Here is a 17562-nt window from a genome sequence, read left to right as displayed (position 1 = left end):
TATTAAGTTAAAATCATATTACAAATAGCTTAACCAATGCTATTAAATTTGAATTAATAAACAAATAACTAAATATAAACTATTATGGGTACAAATTTACGAGCAGCCTTGCTGTTTGTATTATTTTGGGCTTCGCTGTTTTCGGCCTATGCTCAAAATACTGCAACCAGGCAAATTACGGGAACCGTCTCAGATGAAAAAGGGGTCACCCTGCCGGGAGCAGGAGTATCTGTTAAAAATTCAAGAACAGCGGTTTCCACGAATTCTGATGGTAAATATACCATCACTGTTCCTTCAGGAACTCCTACAGTGCTGGTTTTCACTTTCATTGGTCTCGCCAAACAAGAGATTGTCGTAGGAAACAGAGCCGTCATCAACGTCGTATTAAAAACATCAGCAACAGATCTGTCAGATGTAGTGGTTATCGGTTATGGTAACCAGAAAAGAGGAGATGTAAACGGGGCGATTTCTTCCGTGAAAGCGGCGGATATTGCGAATGTTCCCCAGGTAAGTTTTGATCAGATGCTGCAGGGGAAGGCTTCAGGTTTAACCATCACTCAGAATTCTGGTGCTCCGGGAAGTTCCACTTCTGTACGGGTTCGTGGGATAACGTCATTGAGTTTGTCTAATGAACCCCTGTATGTGGTGGATGGGGTACCCATTTCCGGGGATGCCACAAATCAGTCGACAAGTGGCCGTACAGTGGGTTTGTCACCCAATAATGGAGAATCTGCAGTGAGTCCGCTTTCGTCAATTAACCCGAGTGATATCGAATCTATAGATATTCTGAAAGATGCTTCCGCCACTGCAATATATGGTAGCCGGGCTTCAAATGGAGTCATCATTATCACCACTAAACGTGGTAAAAATGGTTCGGCACGTGTGACCTACGATGGTTATGCAGCGATGCAGCAGCAGGGAAAGTTTCTGGATGTGATGAATTTACAACAGTATGCGGTTCTGCAAAATGCACTTGCTGATGTAACCGGCGTACAACGTCGTGCGGAATTCGCGGACCCAGCCCTTCTTGGTGAAGGTACCGACTGGCAGGATGAAGTGTTCAGAAATGCATTGATGCAAAATCACCAGTTGGGAATTTCGGGGGGTAAAGAGGGGACTGATTATTATATTTCAGGTGGATACCTTAAACAGGATGGTACAATTTTAGGAAGTGATTACCGGCGTTATACTTTCCGTTCAAATGTCAATAGCCAGGTAAAACCCTGGATGAAGGTAGGAATGTCTATGTCAGGCAGCCGTTCGAATGAAAATCAGGGCTTATCAAATAATACGGGAGTTGTGTACAATGCCTTGTTGAGTGCTCCTGACCAGGCCGTAAGAAATCCGGATGGTTCATTTGCAGGGCCTATTCCAAATTCCAATCAGCAGGGAGGCCAGATCAACCCGGTTGCCCAGGCACTGGATATTACCAATACATTGAACCGAAGTAATTTAAATGGAGCCCTGTATGCGGATATTCTTTTAAGTAAAGACCTGACACTGCGTTCTGAAGTGAATGGTGATTTCAATTATTCTGCTGCCAGAATATTTACACCGACTTATCAGTATGGAATCTATGGCAATCAAACGGCAAAACTACAGGAATATGATTCAAATACCACGTACTGGGGATGGAAGGAATACCTGACCTATACGCATACTTTTAATAAAAAGCATAACGTTACGGCCTTGCTGGGGTATGAAGTGAACGAATCACAGTGGGGAGGAAAAGATGCTTCAGTCCAGAATTTTCTCAGTAATGACCTGCAGACTTTAGGGCTTGGGGATTTAAAGACTGCCATTATTGGTGAGTATAAAGATAGTCAGGCTCTGGAATCTTATTTTGCCAGGGGTATTTACACATTCAACAACAAGTATAGCTTAACGGCAACCATACGTTCAGATCGTTCTTCGAAATTCGCGGCGGGAAAGCAAACCGGGTATTTCCCTGCATTTGCCGTATCATGGCGTTTGTCTGACGAAGCCTTCATGGAGGGGTTAAGGGATGTGGCGAGCGATATCAAACTGCGTGTGGGATACGGACAGGTAGGGAATCAGAATGTTCCCAATTACCAGTATGGTTCAGCCCTGAATCCGGTAGTTACAGGCTTAGGGACAGGATTTGCAATTGATAAAGTTTCAAATCCGAATTTAACCTGGGAAACTGCAGTACAAACCAATATTGGTGTTGATTTTACCCTTTTTAAAGACCGTATCAATGCTTCATTTGATTATTTTGATAAAACATCGCAGGATTTCCTGTTTCAAAAACCATTACCAGCTTATCTGGTGGGACAAACTGCCGCTTATTCTGGTACAGGGGTAATTAGTCCTCCCTATATTAACGGAGGTAAAGTAAGTAACAAGGGCTTTGATTTTTCCATCAATACCAGAAACCTCACCGGTGACTTTAAATGGAATACTACTATTGTCTTTTCTAAATACAAAAATAAGGTGATTTCCCTGGCCGATGGTGTGCCTTTTATTGACGGAAAGATCAATGTCAGCTTTTTACAGATGACGGTAACAAGAACGAAAGAGGGGGGGGCGATTGGTGAATTTTATGGTTATAAGGTTAAAGATATCTTCCGGACGGACGATCAGCTTCGGAACGCACCTGTACAGTTTGGCCGCAATATCGAGAATACCAGTGCAGGAACATGGCTGGGTGATATTCAATATGAGGATTTAAACAATGATGGCAAAATTGATGAACTGGATCAGACATCGCTTGGAAATCCAAACCCGAAATTTACCTATGGTATTACCAATAACTTTTCTTACAAATCTTTTGACTTATCAGTATTCCTGAATGGATCTTATGGTGCGAAGGTTTTGAATGCATTAAATTATCAATTGCAGGGCTTATCTGGCTTATACCAGAATCAGCTGGCTTCAGCAATTGATTTCTGGTCACCTGCAAATCCTGGCTCAAATATCCCGGCCCCAAGAGGAGGTGATAATCCAAACCTTAAAAATTCTGACCGATTTATGGAATCTGGATCTTTTCTGCGTATCCAGAATGTGAACCTCAGTTACAATCTGCCGGTAAGTCTGATCAGGAAAGCGAAACTCGCCAGGCTCAAAGTTTTTGTGAGTGCACAAAATTTATACGTCTTTACAAAATATAAGGGATTGGATCCTGAAGTCGGCAACCAGAATTATAATGTGTTTTTAACCAATGTGGACAGTGGAAGGTATCCTACACCGCGTACGCTCACTTTTGGTATCAATACAGAATTTTAAAAGCAGCCAAATGATGAAACTATCATGATTTTCAAAGATATAGTTGTATACCTAAATCATGCTCGTTTTATCACCTTTAAAATAAATCAGATGAAGGAATCATAACGCTTATAAAGAGCAATGATAGCTTCAAAACCCTAAAAAAAGATAGACTGATGAAAACATATATTAAATTCTCCTTTTTACTTGGTGTACTCGCTCTTGGTACGGTAACAGGATGTAAAAAAGATTTTTTTGACCGTCCGCCGCAAAGTGCGATTACGCTGGACAATTTCTATAAGACTGCAGATCAGGTGAAGGCAAGTACCAATATCCTGTATAGTGCTGCCTGGTTCGGCTGGGTAGCAAAGGGAGGTTGGGCAATCACCGAGATGGCCAGTGGTAATGGGAGGTCTTATTCTTCGGATGTTGCCAACTTCGGGAACTTTTCCGTGACGGATGGAAATACGGAACTGGCGAATGCCTATAATTCTTTATGGATTGTTGTGGCACAGGCAAATGGTATCCTGAACAATTTACCGGTTAAAGTGCCGGAGACGGTAGATAAAGCGGTCGTCAACCATGCACTTGGGGAGGCCCATTTATTTAGGGCACTTGCCTATTTTCACCTGGTAAGGCTTTTGGGAAATGTGCCGATCATAGAAAATACCTTAGACCATATTGATAATGTACAGATCAACACGAATCCGGTGACAGATGTATATACCTTCATCCTGAATGATTTAAAGTTTGCCGAGGCAAACCTTAGTGCCCAGGTCAGAAATGGTAATTCTGTCGCGCAAGGCCGCGTATCCAGTGGATCTGCATCTGCCTTACTGGCAAAAGTATATTTATACATGCAGGATTATGAAAATGCCAGGGCGTATGCCCAGAAGGTAATCAATAGCGGGGAATTTAAACTGTATGGTGTTGATGTTGCCGGTAAGACTTTCAGTGACCTGTTCCTGACCGCGAATAATAACAATGAAGAATCTGTTATTGCCCTGCAATGGGCCGGAGCAGGTGGTTATGGTAAAGGAAATCCCCTTCAGGCTTCATGGGCTGCCAATACCACCATTACCGGGACTGGAGACGGATATGGCGTTCTGGGAGTGACGTTTGATCTCTTATATGCCTTCCAGACGGAGGACAAAAGGTTTAAACCTACCATTATGGTAACCGGATCATTTTATCCTGAAATCAATCAGGCGAAAGGTGGCTATACCCATGCGGCAAACCAGGGACAGGGAACAAGTGCTTTTGTGAAAAAATATGTAGTGGGAACACCAGCAGATAACGGAGGAATCGGTTCCGCCCAGTCGGCTGCCAATAACACCTACATGATGCGTTATGCTGAAGTATACCTCATTCTTGCCGAAGCAATTGTAGGAAATGCCACAACGAGTTCCGATCCTCAGGCACTGGCTGCGATCAACAAAATTAGAAACAGGGCTGGTCTGGGTAACTTGGTGGAAATTAAACGTGGGTATTACACCCCGAATACTACTCCCGGCAAGCCAGCAAATGCTCCTGCACAATTTTATCGTGACGATATCCTGGAAGAACGCAGGCGTGAATTTGCTTACGAGTTTGATTATTGGTTTGATCTGTGTCGGCTGGATGGATTTAATGTGACTTCACATCCAAAAGCCACGATTATTATCAATCAGCAGGACCGTGGATCAGGAGATAACAGTACTCCTCCAAATAGTTATGGAAATGGATATGTGACGATGACAAACAGCAGGTTCCTGTTTCCTTTTCCGGCCACCGAAGTTGCTGCAAATCCTAAATTAATCCAGGCCCCGGTACCTTATGTTTTTAAATAGAAGACCATGAAACAGATAAATAAACAATCAACAATCGCCCTGCTCGTATTACTTGTCATGGTGGTGATGGGATATACTTCATGCAAAAAAGAAAATGAAGGCGCCGGTGGAATGCCGGTCATCAGTAAAGTGAGGGTCATCAGCAAGACAGACACCATTAAAGATGTGGATCACCGTATTGATCTGGACTCTAATCTTGTGTATGATGAAACCAGGGTCGTTAGCTTTGACTCTACCGTAGTTGCTGGCAGGCTAAATAATCAGTATGCCATTATTGGTGAAAATCTGATGACGACCTTATCGGTGTCTTTTAACGGGGTAAAGGTGAATTTTAATCCGGCATTGTTAACCGACCATAGTATTATTATTTCCATTCCGGAAGAAGTGCCTTATGGTGCCGGGCAGAGTGACAAGTTGATGGTAACGACTAAATTCGGTACGGCGAGTTTCGATTTCCCAATTTTGCAGCCCCCAGCAACGATCACCAGTTTCTCTCCTGTGGCAGCCGGTGCAGGAGAAATTGTAACCCTTACCGGAACCATTTTTGAAGGTGTAACAGCAGTTAATTTTGATGATACCCCTGCAGAAATTGTGGGCATACCTACAAAAACGCAGATACAGGTGAAGGTTCCGGCAGGTATTGTACAGGCCTATATTTTTGTAACAACGCCGGGTGGAACCAGCAGGTCGGCAGGATCTTTTGGGTTTAGAGCAGTGCTTTATGATGACCAGTTTGCCAATGGATGGGGTTCTTATTTTGGCTACAACAGTACACGCGATTATGCCAATACCCAGCAGGTGAAACGCGGAACGTATGCGATAAAAACTGTTTTCACAGATTCCTGGGGTGCTCTTCAAATTGGTTATAACGGAGCAACTATAGATGCAACCAAACTGACTGCTGTAAAGCTTTCTATTTATGGTGGGCCCGGAACAACAGGGCAGGCTGTTCAGTTATTGCTCAATGGAAATTATGGCAATGCCGTCCGGCTGGAACTCAAAGAGGGAGAATATACAGATTTCACTGTTCCCCTGTCTGCACTGGGCTCCCCTTCAACCATTACGGAATTTGTATTGCAAAGTTTAGGTGTTCCTGTATCAACGACCATTTATGTTGATGATATCGGGTTTATTTAAAAAACAACACGATCATGATGGCTACGGACGCATAAGCAAAGGAGTACATCATGATCGTTTCAATTCAACTAATGAATAATTCAATATTGATGAAGAAGATACCAGTGTGCTTTTTGCTGTTGCTGAGCAGTTACCTGCTGCAGGCGCAACAGTCTTTTGTTAAAGTGAAAGGTCAGCAGTTTATGGTCGATGCAAAACCTTACTACTATATCGGTACAAATTACTGGTATGGGAGTTTGCTTGCTTTAAAAACAGATCCTGTTCATGGTAAAGAGCGCTTGAAAAAAGAACTGGATTTCCTGAAGTCCAGGGGAGTAACCAATCTCAGGGTGTTGGTAGGGGCAGAAGGAGCGGGGAAGATCAATGGGGTAGACCGTGTCGATCCTGCATTTCAAACCGCACAGGGTGTGTTTAATGAGGAGGTGCTTAACGGACTTGATTTCATGCTGATGGAAATGTCTAAGCGTCAGATGTATGCTATCCTCTATCTCAGCAATAACTGGGAATGGAGCGGAGGTTTCCTTCAATACCTGAACTGGAACGGAGAGATCAGCGATACTACGCTGAAAAGGAAACTGAGCTGGGATGAACAGCGCGATTATACCAGCAGATTTTACAGTTGTGAAAGCTGTAAAAACGATTACCGTAAACAACTGGAATATATTTTTAACCACAAAAGCAGCTATACCGGAAAGACCTATGCCCATGAACCGGCAATTATGGCCTGGGAGCTTGCAAATGAACCCCGGCCAATGCGGGTTAAGGCTATTGATTCTTACAAAAATTGGATATCTTTAACTGCTGCTTATATTAAGTCGGTCGATAAAAATCACCTGGTCACAATTGGTACGGAGGGCTTTATGGGAACTGAGGAAAGTTATGATTTATTCAAAGAGATACATGGTAATGAGCATATCGACTACCTGACGATTCATATCTGGCCAAAAAACTGGGGATGGTTTGAGGAGGTGCCGACAGCAGAAAACCTGCCACCTGTAATAGAAAAAACTGTTGCCTACATTACAGCACACGAAGTTATTGCACAACAGCTAAAGAAACCATTGGTGATTGAAGAATTTGGCCTGCCAAGGGATGGCCATGCTTTTGAACCTGCTGCCCCAACAACATTGCGTGACGAATATTTCAGGAGCATCTTTTCCATATGGGCAAAGAGCAGGACTACAAAAGGAGCAATTGCCGGTTGTAATTTCTGGGCTTTTGGTGGGCTTGCCAGGCCAGTGAAAGGGCAATTGTTCTGGAAAGACGGGGATGATTTCTCAGGAGATCCACCGCAGGAGGAACAAGGGCTGAATACCATTTTCGATTCGGATACATCTACCTGGGAGATGATCAGGACCTTTTTAAAGAATTAGCTGCAAAAGAGAAAGAACAAATATCAATCAGTATGAAGAAATATGTATTAATGTTCGTTATGGTCAGCCTTACGCTAGGGTTGAAAGCACAAAAAGGTAACGTCAATGAAAAGAAGGTAGATGCACTTCTGGCAAAAATGACGCTGGAAGAGAAAGTCGGGCAAATGACCCAGATTACGTTAGGGGTAGTAGGTACACAGAAGGATGGAGAGATTAATCCGGAAGCATTAAAGAATGCAGTACTGAAGTACAATGTGGGGTCTATATTGAATGTGACGAACCATGCACTGACCGTAGAAGAATGGCATTCGGTGCTGACTAAGATTGCCGATGAGGCCAAAAATACACGGTTAAAAATCCCGGTACTGTATGGGCTGGATGGTATTCATGGGCAGACCTATACCCTGGAGTCGACCCTTTTTCCCCAGAATATAGGAATGGCTGCCACCAGAAATATAGAACTGGCAAAGGCAATTACCAAAGTAGCAGCGAAGGAATTACGGGCGAGCGGAGTACGCTGGAACTTCGCAACGGTACTGGATTGTGGCCGTCAGCCATTGTGGTCCCGTTTTCCGGAGACTTATGGTGAGGATGTGTATATGGGTAAAACCATGGGTGCGGCAGTTATAAAAGCCTATGAAGAAGACGGACTCGATCGGCCAACTGCAGTAGCCAGTTGCATGAAGCATTTTCTGGGGTATTCTGCCTCAAGGAATGGCAAAGACAGGACGCCGATCTACCTTCCCGAAATTGAAATGAGGGAATATTACCTTCCTCAGTTTAAAGAAGCGGTGAAGGCTGGTGCCTCCTCCGTCATGATCAATTCAAGTATCATCAATGGTGTACCTGTACATGCCAGCAAATATTTACTGACAGATATCCTGCGTAAGGAATTGGGATTTAATGGGGTTGCGGTGAGCGACTGGGAAGATATCAAGAGGGTTTTCGCCTGGCATCATGTGGCCGCTACACCAAGGGAAGCTGTTGCCATGTGTGTCAATGCTGGAGTGGATATGAGTATGGTTCCATATGATTTTACTTTTTATGAGTTATTGCTTGAAGCGGTTAAGCTGAAGGAAGTTCCCCTTTCCAGGATTAATGAGGCGGCAAGAAGAATACTTTTGCTGAAGATGAACCTTGGCCTTTTTGACAATCCTTATCCGGAAGAAAGTGCAAAAGGAAATTTTGGCAAGGCGGAATATCAGGTGCTTGCCCTCGATGCGGCACGTGAAGCCATGACCCTGCTGAAAAACCAGAATGGTGTCCTCCCATTGGATAAACATAAAAAATACCTGGTCCTGGGCCCGGGAGCACAAAGCATCAGTACCTTAAATGGTTGCTGGAGTTATACCTGGCAGGGCAAGGAAGAGCAATGGTATCCCAAAGACAGCAAGACGATCCTGCAATGTATAACCGATAAAGTGGGAGCTGCAAATGTGACCACGACAACGGTTAAGGGTTTTGAAAGTCCGGAGAATTTTACTACCGGGGGACTGGCTGCAGCAGCTAAAACTGCTGATGTGGTGATCCTCTGCCTCGGGGAGAATGCCTATGCGGAAAGTCCGGGAAATATTGGCGACCTGGCATTGGATGAAAATCAACAGGATCTTGCTAAGGCTGCAATTGCTTTAGGTAAGCCTGTTATTCTGGTTTTAACGGAAGGCAGGCCAAGGTTTATCACCAATATCGAACCGAAAATGGATGGGATACTAATGGCGTACTGGAGCGGCAGGAAATCAGCTGAAGCCATTGCCGATGTGTTGTTTGGGGATTATAACCCTAATGGCAGACTTCCGTTCAGTTATCCGCGCAGCAGTGGAGAGATAGTGTTGTATGACAGAAAGCCTGCAGAGGATATCAGGGAAGTTTTTAATGACGATATCCATACCGGATATCATCCATTATTTGCTTTTGGTGCAGGGTTGAGTTACACTACATTCAGCTACAGTGATTTAAAACTGAGTACTGGAGTACTGCAGGGGGATGGTACCATGCAGGTGTCTGTCGTGGTAACCAATACGGGTAAAGTTGATGGTAAACACACCGTGGAACTTTATACACGTGATCTGTATGCAAGCCTGAGCCCGGATATGAGAAGATTAAGGGCATTCCAGAAAATTGACCTGAAGGCGGGCGAAAGTAAGACTGTCAGCTTCAGCCTGAATAAAAACGACCTGGCATTCGTAAACAATGAATTGAAAACCGTGACAGAAGCTGGAGATTTTAAAGTGATGGTTGGTGATTTAACAGGAGATTTTCAATATAAATAATTAAAAGCTTCATCACCTTCTAAGCCCTTAGCGGCAGTTTGAAGACAAATAAAAATTATACAGATGAAAAGATTTGGTTTATTCTTGATCATGGTTCTGGTCTGGAATTTCAGTTTTGGCCAGCAGGCCAGCTGGGTAGAGAGAAACGGAGCTTTAAAGGTTGTCGGAGGAAAAATACTGAACAGCCATGGTGTAGCACCGCAGTTGCGCGGGATCAGCTTGTCCTGGAGCATCTGGGAAGGAAAAAAGTATTATAATCCTGATGTAGTTCATTGGCTGTATACCGACTTTAACATGAATCTGCTGCGTGTTTCCATGGGTGTAGAGCCTGATGGAGGTTATCTGCAATTTCCCGATGAACAGGAACGGCTGGTGCTGAAAACGGTAGATGCTGCCATAAAAAAAGGAATCTATGTATTGATTGACTGGCATGACCACCATGCCGATAAACACCAGGCACAGGCTATTGCCTTCTTTTCCAAAATGGCGAAACGTTATGCAGGGAAGCCAAATGTAATCTATGAAATATTTAATGAACCTGAACAGATCACATGGAAAACGGTTAAAGATTATGCAGTGGCTGTGATTAGGGCCATCAGAAAGTACGATACCAGCAACATCATTATTGTAGGTAGTCCACATTGGGACCAGGATATTGATGTGGTGGCGAAAGACCCGATTCAGGGGTTTGACAATATTGCTTACTCCTTTCATTTTTATGCGTCTGATCCGGGGCATCAGGAGTTCATGATGGGCAGGGCTGATGAGGCTCTTGCTGCGGGACTTCCGGTGATGGTTACGGAATGGGGAGTAGGTGAAGCAAATGGCGATGGCCAATTCGACAGGGAAAAAACGGCCCGATGGATGGCCTGGATGGAAAAACATCAGCTGAGCTGGGCGAACTGGAATCTGACAGATAAAAAAGAAACGACAGCCTTGCTGGAACCCAATGCCCCGACAAATGGGAAATGGACATTGGAGATGCTTTCTCCCGCAGGTCAATATATCAGGACCCAACTCAGGACTTTAAACAAATAACCATGAAACTCAGATTCTCTATCCTATGTATAACCTTGTTGATCAGCTTAACGTCTTTCGGGCAGGGAGATAATTATAAACAAAACTATAACAAGTTCGATGGTCTGGCATTGACTCCACCAATGGGTTGGAACAGCTGGAATAAATTTGCCTGCAATGTTGATGAAAAATTGATCCGGGAAATTGCAGATGCAATGGTCAGCTCCGGAATGAAAGATGCCGGGTACAGGTATATCAATATTGACGATTGCTGGCATGGCGACCGTGACAGCCTTGGCTTCATTCATCCTGATCCGACAAGGTTTCCTTCAGGAATGAAAGCCTTGGCGGACTATATTCACAGTAAAGGATTGAAACTGGGCTTATATTCCGATGCAGGATCTCAAACCTGTGGTGGAAGGCCGGGAAGCAGGGGATATGAATTTCAGGATGCAATGACTTATGCAGGCTGGGGTGTAGACTACCTGAAATATGATTGGTGCAATACGGAAGGATTGAAAGCAGAGGGGGCATATAAAACAATTACGGCTGCATTGCGTAAAGCTGGCAGGCCCATGGTGTTAAGTATTTGTGAGTGGGGAACTGACAAACCCTGGGTCTGGGGACCGGCTGTAGGGCATTTATGGCGCAGTACAGGTGACATTTATAATTGTTTCGACTGTGTGGAAGATCATGGAACCTGGAAATCTTTTGGGGTAATGCAGATTCTGGACAAACAGGAAGGACTGCGTCAGTATGCGGGACCCGGGCATTGGAATGATCCGGATATGCTGGAGATCGGTAATGGAAAGTTAACGCCTGGAGAAGACAGGGCCCATTTTGCCATGTGGGCCATGCTGGCAGCCCCCTTGATTGCAGGAAATGACTTGCGGACTATGGATAAGGAAATAAAAGATATTTTAACCCATCAGGCTATCATTGCCATTAATCAGGATTCACTGGGAATCCAGGGCTTCTGCTATGCAAAAGAAGATGGTTTTGAAACCTGGTTTAAACCTTTGAGCGATGGAAAATGGGCTGTTTCATTCTTGAACCGTTCAGCGGAAGCTAAGCCGTTGAACTTTAACTGGCAAAGAGAGAAGGTCAGGGATGAAATTTTTAACAGGGAACTGAATACTGCTCAGCAATGGTACAGGATCAAAAATGCATGGACAGGGAAATCGCTGGGCAGCACAAAAAATGTGTTAAAAGCGGAAGTCCCTCCACATGATGTACTGACCCTGATCCTGGAAAAAAGCGGAAAATAATCATATGGTAATGGCCACAATTAAATAAATACCCTTGTTCCGGAGAAGTTTTGTCTGAATTCCTTGGGGGTACAGTGTTTCTTTCTCTTGAACAAGCGGTTAAAATTGGAGATATTGTTGAAACCACAGTTGTAGGAAATCTCTGCAACAGAATGGGTGGTCTCAATCAGCATGCGGGTAGCATGGCCGAGCCGGATTTCATTCAGGCTGTCCAGGAAAGTATTTCCTGTCCGCTTTTTGATAAAGCGGCTGAATGATACTTCTGTCATGCTCACCAGCTTGGACAGGTCTTTTAAGCTGATCTGTTTATCAAAATTGGCATTCATAAACTCGAAGGCCTTATCTATCCTGCGGCTGTTGTAGTTTAATATCTGGTCATTATCGAATGTTGCATCCGATAAGATGCGCATACTTTTAGAAGTGGATAGTTTATGCAAAATACTCATCAGTTCCAATACAGAATCAAATCCCTGTAACTGGTCAATCGCCAGGATCCTCTGGTATACCTCAGTTATTGTTTCCCTTGGGAATAAAATCCCGCGACCGGAACGCTCGAACAATTTCCTGATAAAACTCAGCTGGTTTCTTTTTAACATTTTATCTTCAAAGAGGTCCTTATGCCACTGGATGGTCACCTCTGTAATCTTTTCGCTTTTGCAATTATGAGTACTCCATACATGGGAAAGATTAGGACCAATCAATACCAGTTCCATATCTGTTATCTCTTCAATACTATCCCCGACAATCCGTCTTGCCCCTTCAGCATTTAAGATTAAGTTAAGCTCAAATTCTTCATGGAAATGCAAGGGGAAATCGAAGTCTTTTTTTACCCTTGAAAATATGGTGAAACAATCATTGGGAGTAAGCGGGGTGATTTCTTTGATAATGTTATTCATGGCTTGGATGTTCAGAATGGACTAATTGAGATAAAAAATCATTGATGCAATGTAATTAAAATATATTAGTCTGTTGATGTTTGAGTGGAGGTTATGGAAGTTAAAAATATACATATTCTATGTTGATTGGCTAAAATAGTATTACTAAGTACCTCCATAATAGGGTTACATTAGATCATTCTTAAAAGAGACAAACCTTTAGCCAAAATATAACAAATGATTACACGGTTATTTTCCATATCACTGGGTTTTTCCATGCTTTTCAGTACTGCCTCCGCACAGCTGACAGACCAGAAGGCGACAACAGCAACAGTCAATTTGTATAAAAATTTAACCAGGATTTCGGGTAAGGAAATCCTTTTCGGACACCAGGATGATATGGCTTATGGGGTAGGGTGGAAGTACAAGGAAGGGCGCAGCGATATCAAAGACCTGACGGGGGAATATCCGGCAGTTTTTGGCTGGGACGTATCGGGTTTGGAAGGGGATAAAAAGGAAAATATTGATGGTATCCCCTTTTCAAAGATGAAGCAATACATCAGGAATGCTTATGACATGGGGGCAGTGAATACCCTGAGCTGGCATATGGACAACCCGCTGAATGGAAAGAATTCCTGGGACACGACGGCTTTGTCTGTTCGCTCTATTCTTCCGGGGGGAACCCAGCATACCTTATACAAGAGCTGGCTGGATAAATTTGCTGTTTTCATCAGGTCACTGAAAGGGAGTGATGGCAAAGGTATTCCTATATTGTTCAGACCCTTCCATGAAAATGGAGGACACTGGTTCTGGTGGGGTGCGGGTTCCTGTACGCCGCAGGAATACAAAGAGCTGTGGGTGTTCACAATACAATACCTAAGGGACCGTAAACAATTGCATCAACTGATTTATGTGTTTAATCCCTGCGATTTTAAAACTGAAGAACAGTATCTGGAAAGGTATCCTGGAGATGACTATGCAGATATATTGAGTTTCGATTCCTATCAGTATGGGGCAGGACCGGAAAAAGGAGAGCAATTTAAAAAGGAAATCGCCGGCAGCCTGGCTATTCAGCATAAAATTGCCATACGTACCAAAAAGCTAAGTGCTATTGCTGAAACCGGTTTTGTGGAGATTCCGGATGTCAAGTGGTGGACCAAAGTTCTTGCCGAGGCCATCAAAATGGACAGGCCATCTTATCTTTTGTTATGGCGCAATGCGGGTTACCGTGAAACAGAAAAGGACAATCATTACTATGCGCCGTATCCGGGTCATGCTTCTGCCCCTGATTTCCTGGACTGGCTGAAGAATGACACTATTCTTCTTCAGCAGGGGATCAGGAAACAGCTTATTTATAAATAAACCTATACAGTAATATAACCAAATATGAACCTGATGGGATTAAAATAAGGATGAAGCACGCAGAAGGCAATCATTCTTGTTTTAATCATCAAAGGCTTCATCTAACCATTAAAAGCAATCAATAGATGAAATTACAATTAATTGATGTTTCAATTATCATTCTATACCTGTCGACCATGATTTTCATTGGCTTCTGGTATCGGAAGAAAGCAAAGCAGAATAAAGAAAGTTATATGATGGGTGGGAAGTCGCTCCCCTGGTATAAACTGGGCCTGAGTGATGCCTCTGACATGTTTGACATCAGCGGAACGATGTGGATGGTGGCTTTATGTTTCGTTTATGGACTGAAGAGCATTTGGATACCCTGGTTATGGCCCGTATTCAACCAGGTGTTCATGATGATGTTCCTGAGTAAATGGCTGCGCAGAAGTAATGCCAATACAGGTGCCGAATGGTTACAGACCCGTTTTGGTTCCGTTGGAAAGGGAATTGTCAGCTCACATATTGTCGTTATTGCTTTTGCACTGATCAGCTGCTTTGGATTCCTGGCCTATGGTTTCATTGGCCTGGGGAAGTTTATGGAAATTTTTATCCCCTGGGAAGTGATTAAAGATAAAGTGCCTTTTGCTATATCTGCTCAATATGTTCCGCATTTCTATGGGATCGTATTTACACTTTTTGCCATGTTCTATTCCATTCTTGGAGGGATGCACAGTATTGTGCTGGGGGACATGATTAAATATGGGATCATGACCGTTGGTTGTGTGGCGATTGCCATTATTGCGATGACCCACCTGCAGGGCCAGCAATTAAATGTCCCCAAAGGCTGGGATAATCCTTTTTTCGGCTGGAACCTCGATCTTGACTGGAGTAGGATTGCTGCGGATGCCAACCGAAAGATTGCGGATGACGGATTCAGTTTATTTGGGATTTTCTTCGGGATGATGTTGCTGAAAGGTGTGTTTGCTTCCCTGGCCGGCCCTGCACCAAATTACGATATGCAAAAGGTATTGAGCACGCGCAGTCCGAAAGAGGCCAGCAAAATGACTGGTTTTGTCAGCATTATTTTATTGCCGATCCGTTATTCAATGGTCATTGGACTCACCGTTCTGGCACTCCTGTACTACAACCAGATTTATTTAAAAGGGCCGGATGGGGTGACAGATTTTGAAAGGATCCTGCCTGCTACCATCAATAATTTTTTACCTGTGGGTATTTTGGGGATAGTGCTCACGGGACTTCTTGGTGCCTTTATGGGAACTTTTAGTGGAACATTAAATGCTGCCCAGGCCTATATTGTAAATGATATTTACCTGAAATATATCAATCCTGCGGCAAATACGAAAAAGATCATGCACATGAATTACCTGGTCGGAATTGCTGTGGTGACCATAGGTGTTGTCCTGGGTCTTTTTGCAAACAATGTCAATGACATCCTTCAATGGATTGTGGGTGGATTATATGGGGGATATGTGGCTGCAAATTGCCTGAAATGGTATTGGTGGCGCTTTAATGCCAACGGGTTTTTCTGGGGAATGGCCGTAGGAATTGCAGCTGCATTAGTGATGCCTTATGTGACGCATGGTTTGCCCCTGTACTGGTGGCCCCTGCTATTTGTGCTTTCGCTGATCGGATGCATTGCAGGAACATATGCTGTACCCCCAACTGAAGAAGTTACCCTAAAATCGTTCTACAAAACAGTGAGACCATGGGGATTCTGGGGACCAATCCATGAGCTGGTTGTTGCTGAGGATCCGGGTTTTCAGTCCAACAAAAGATTCAGGCTCGATATGTTTAATGTGGTGCTGGGTATCATTGCCCAGTTGTGCCTCACCATTTTGCCGATGTATTTTATCCTGGGTATGCATAGTCCCTTATTCATCACCATGGCTATTCTGGTCTTGATTGTTTTCATTCTGAAGAGGACCTGGTGGGATAAACTGGAAGATTAAAATTGAACCGGAAGAAGAGAATAAAAGTACGCAGCGGCGATCAGAAACTAATAACAGACAATAGTATATTTTATGACAGATTTTGAAAAACGAAAACAACAACTAAGCGAAGCACATAGCAACCTGATTGTTCTTAAAAACAAAAAGGTATTACTGGGAAACGGGATTTTCGACAGGTATGAAAATCCTGTATTAACGGCAGGCCATGCCCCCTTAAACTGGAAGTACGACTTTAATCAGAAGACCAATCCTTTCTTGCTGGAAAGGATTGGAATTAATGCCACCTTCAATGCCGGCGCCATAAAATACAAGGGGAAGTATGTGTTACTAGTCAGGGTAGAAGGCAAAGACCGCAAATCTTTTTTTGCTGTCGCGGAGAGTGACAATGGAGTAGATAACTTTCAATTCTGGGATGAACCGGTTACCCTTCCGGAAACGGAGGAGCCAGACGTGAATGTGTATGATATGCGTATTGTGGCGCATGAGGATGGCTGGATGTATGGGTTATTCTGTACAGAAAGAAAAGATCCTAAAGCACCTGTCCATGATCAATCTATGGCCATAGCACAATGTGGAATTGTACGGACCAGAGACCTGAAAACCTGGGAACGTCTGGCAGATTTAAAAACGCCTTCCCCGCAGCAAAGAAATGTGGTATTGCATCCTGAATTTGTGGAAGGAAAATATGCCTTTTATACCCGTCCGCAAGATAGTTTCATTGAAAGTGGTACCGGTGGTGGAATTGGTTTCGGATTGAGTGCTTCGATAGAAAATGCGGTCATAGGGAAAGAACTGATTGTTGATCCTAAACAATACCATACCGTGTATGAAGCCAAAAATGGAATGGGGCCGGAGCCGATCAAAACGGACAAAGGCTGGTTGTTTCTGGCGCATGGAGTGAGGAATACGGCTGCCGGCCTTCGGTATGTATTGTATATGTTTATGACTGACCTGAACGACCTGACCAAAGTAATTTATAAACCTGCAGGTTATTTCCTTGCACCGGAAGGAGAGGAGCGCGTAGGGGATGTGTCGAATGTAGTTTTCAGCAATGGCTGGATTCTGGATGAAGACGGAACCGTATTTATCTATTATGCTTCATCAGATACACGGATGCATGTGGCGACCAGTACCCTGGAAAAACTGATGGATTATGTGCTGAACAGCCCGGAAGATGGGATGCGTTCTGCAGCAACTGTACAGACGATACTGGATAATATTGAAAAGAACAGTGTGAACTCCATAAGCTAAAAA

General features: G+C 43.7%; 11 protein-coding genes. 10 read left to right on the top strand and 1 reads right to left on the bottom strand.

Annotated elements, in window-relative coordinates; translation table 11 throughout:
• Positions 1-84 precede the first annotated feature (84 nt).
• The 7 genes from ACSBL2_RS20415 to ACSBL2_RS20385 all read left to right on the top strand — a co-directional run bounded on the left by ACSBL2_RS20415 (position 85) and on the right by ACSBL2_RS20385 (position 12119).
• Complete coding sequence (locus ACSBL2_RS20415; protein ID WP_442588407.1) at positions 85-3246, top strand: SusC/RagA family TonB-linked outer membrane protein; 3162 nt, start codon at positions 85-87, stop codon at positions 3244-3246.
• Between the two features lie 155 nt (positions 3247-3401).
• Positions 3402-5054 (top strand): RagB/SusD family nutrient uptake outer membrane protein, encoded by a 1653-nt coding sequence (locus tag ACSBL2_RS20410; protein WP_442588406.1) that lies wholly within the window; start codon positions 3402-3404, stop codon positions 5052-5054.
• A gap of 6 nt (positions 5055-5060) precedes the next feature.
• Entirely contained in the window at positions 5061-6191 is a 1131-nt protein-coding gene (locus ACSBL2_RS20405; RefSeq protein ID WP_442588405.1) for a hypothetical protein, read from the top strand.
• 89 nt (positions 6192-6280) lie between these two features.
• Complete coding sequence (locus ACSBL2_RS20400; protein ID WP_442588404.1) at positions 6281-7564, top strand: glycoside hydrolase 5 family protein; 1284 nt, start codon at positions 6281-6283, stop codon at positions 7562-7564.
• Positions 7565-7596: 32 nt separating this feature from the next.
• Positions 7597-9834, top strand: coding sequence for a glycoside hydrolase family 3 N-terminal domain-containing protein (locus ACSBL2_RS20395; protein WP_442588403.1), 2238 nt, complete (start codon positions 7597-7599; stop codon positions 9832-9834).
• Between the two features lie 63 nt (positions 9835-9897).
• Positions 9898-10872 (top strand): glycoside hydrolase family 5 protein, encoded by a 975-nt coding sequence (locus ACSBL2_RS20390; protein ID WP_442588402.1) that lies wholly within the window; start codon positions 9898-9900, stop codon positions 10870-10872.
• A gap of 2 nt (positions 10873-10874) precedes the next feature.
• Complete coding sequence (locus ACSBL2_RS20385) at positions 10875-12119, top strand: glycoside hydrolase family 27 protein (RefSeq protein ID WP_442588401.1); 1245 nt, start codon at positions 10875-10877, stop codon at positions 12117-12119.
• Between the two features lie 20 nt (positions 12120-12139).
• Here ACSBL2_RS20385 and ACSBL2_RS20380 read toward each other — a convergent pair whose 3' ends face one another.
• On the bottom strand, positions 12140-13015 hold the full coding sequence (locus ACSBL2_RS20380; protein ID WP_442588400.1) for a helix-turn-helix domain-containing protein: 876 nt from the start codon (positions 13013-13015) through the stop codon (positions 12140-12142).
• Between the two features lie 216 nt (positions 13016-13231).
• Between ACSBL2_RS20380 and ACSBL2_RS20375 the strand changes: the two genes are divergently transcribed.
• The 3 genes from ACSBL2_RS20375 to ACSBL2_RS20365 all read left to right on the top strand — a co-directional run bounded on the left by ACSBL2_RS20375 (position 13232) and on the right by ACSBL2_RS20365 (position 17559).
• On the top strand, positions 13232-14356 hold the full coding sequence (locus tag ACSBL2_RS20375) for a glycoside hydrolase family 26 protein (RefSeq protein ID WP_442588399.1): 1125 nt from the start codon (positions 13232-13234) through the stop codon (positions 14354-14356).
• A 125-nt stretch (positions 14357-14481) separates the two neighbouring features.
• Positions 14482-16308, top strand: a complete 1827-nt coding sequence (locus tag ACSBL2_RS20370) for a sodium:solute symporter family protein (protein ID WP_442588398.1) — start codon at positions 14482-14484, stop codon at positions 16306-16308.
• A 72-nt stretch (positions 16309-16380) separates the two neighbouring features.
• Positions 16381-17559, top strand: a complete 1179-nt coding sequence (locus ACSBL2_RS20365; protein WP_442588397.1) for a glycoside hydrolase family 130 protein — start codon at positions 16381-16383, stop codon at positions 17557-17559.
• The last annotated feature ends 3 nt before the right edge of the window (positions 17560-17562 follow it).

It is taken from the genome of Pedobacter sp. AW31-3R (genome assembly GCF_052180285.1).
Classification (GTDB): Bacteria; Bacteroidota; Bacteroidia; order Sphingobacteriales; family Sphingobacteriaceae; genus Pedobacter.
The sequence above is the reverse complement of the archived record's forward strand: the minus strand, read 5'-3'. Positions and strand labels throughout refer to the sequence as shown.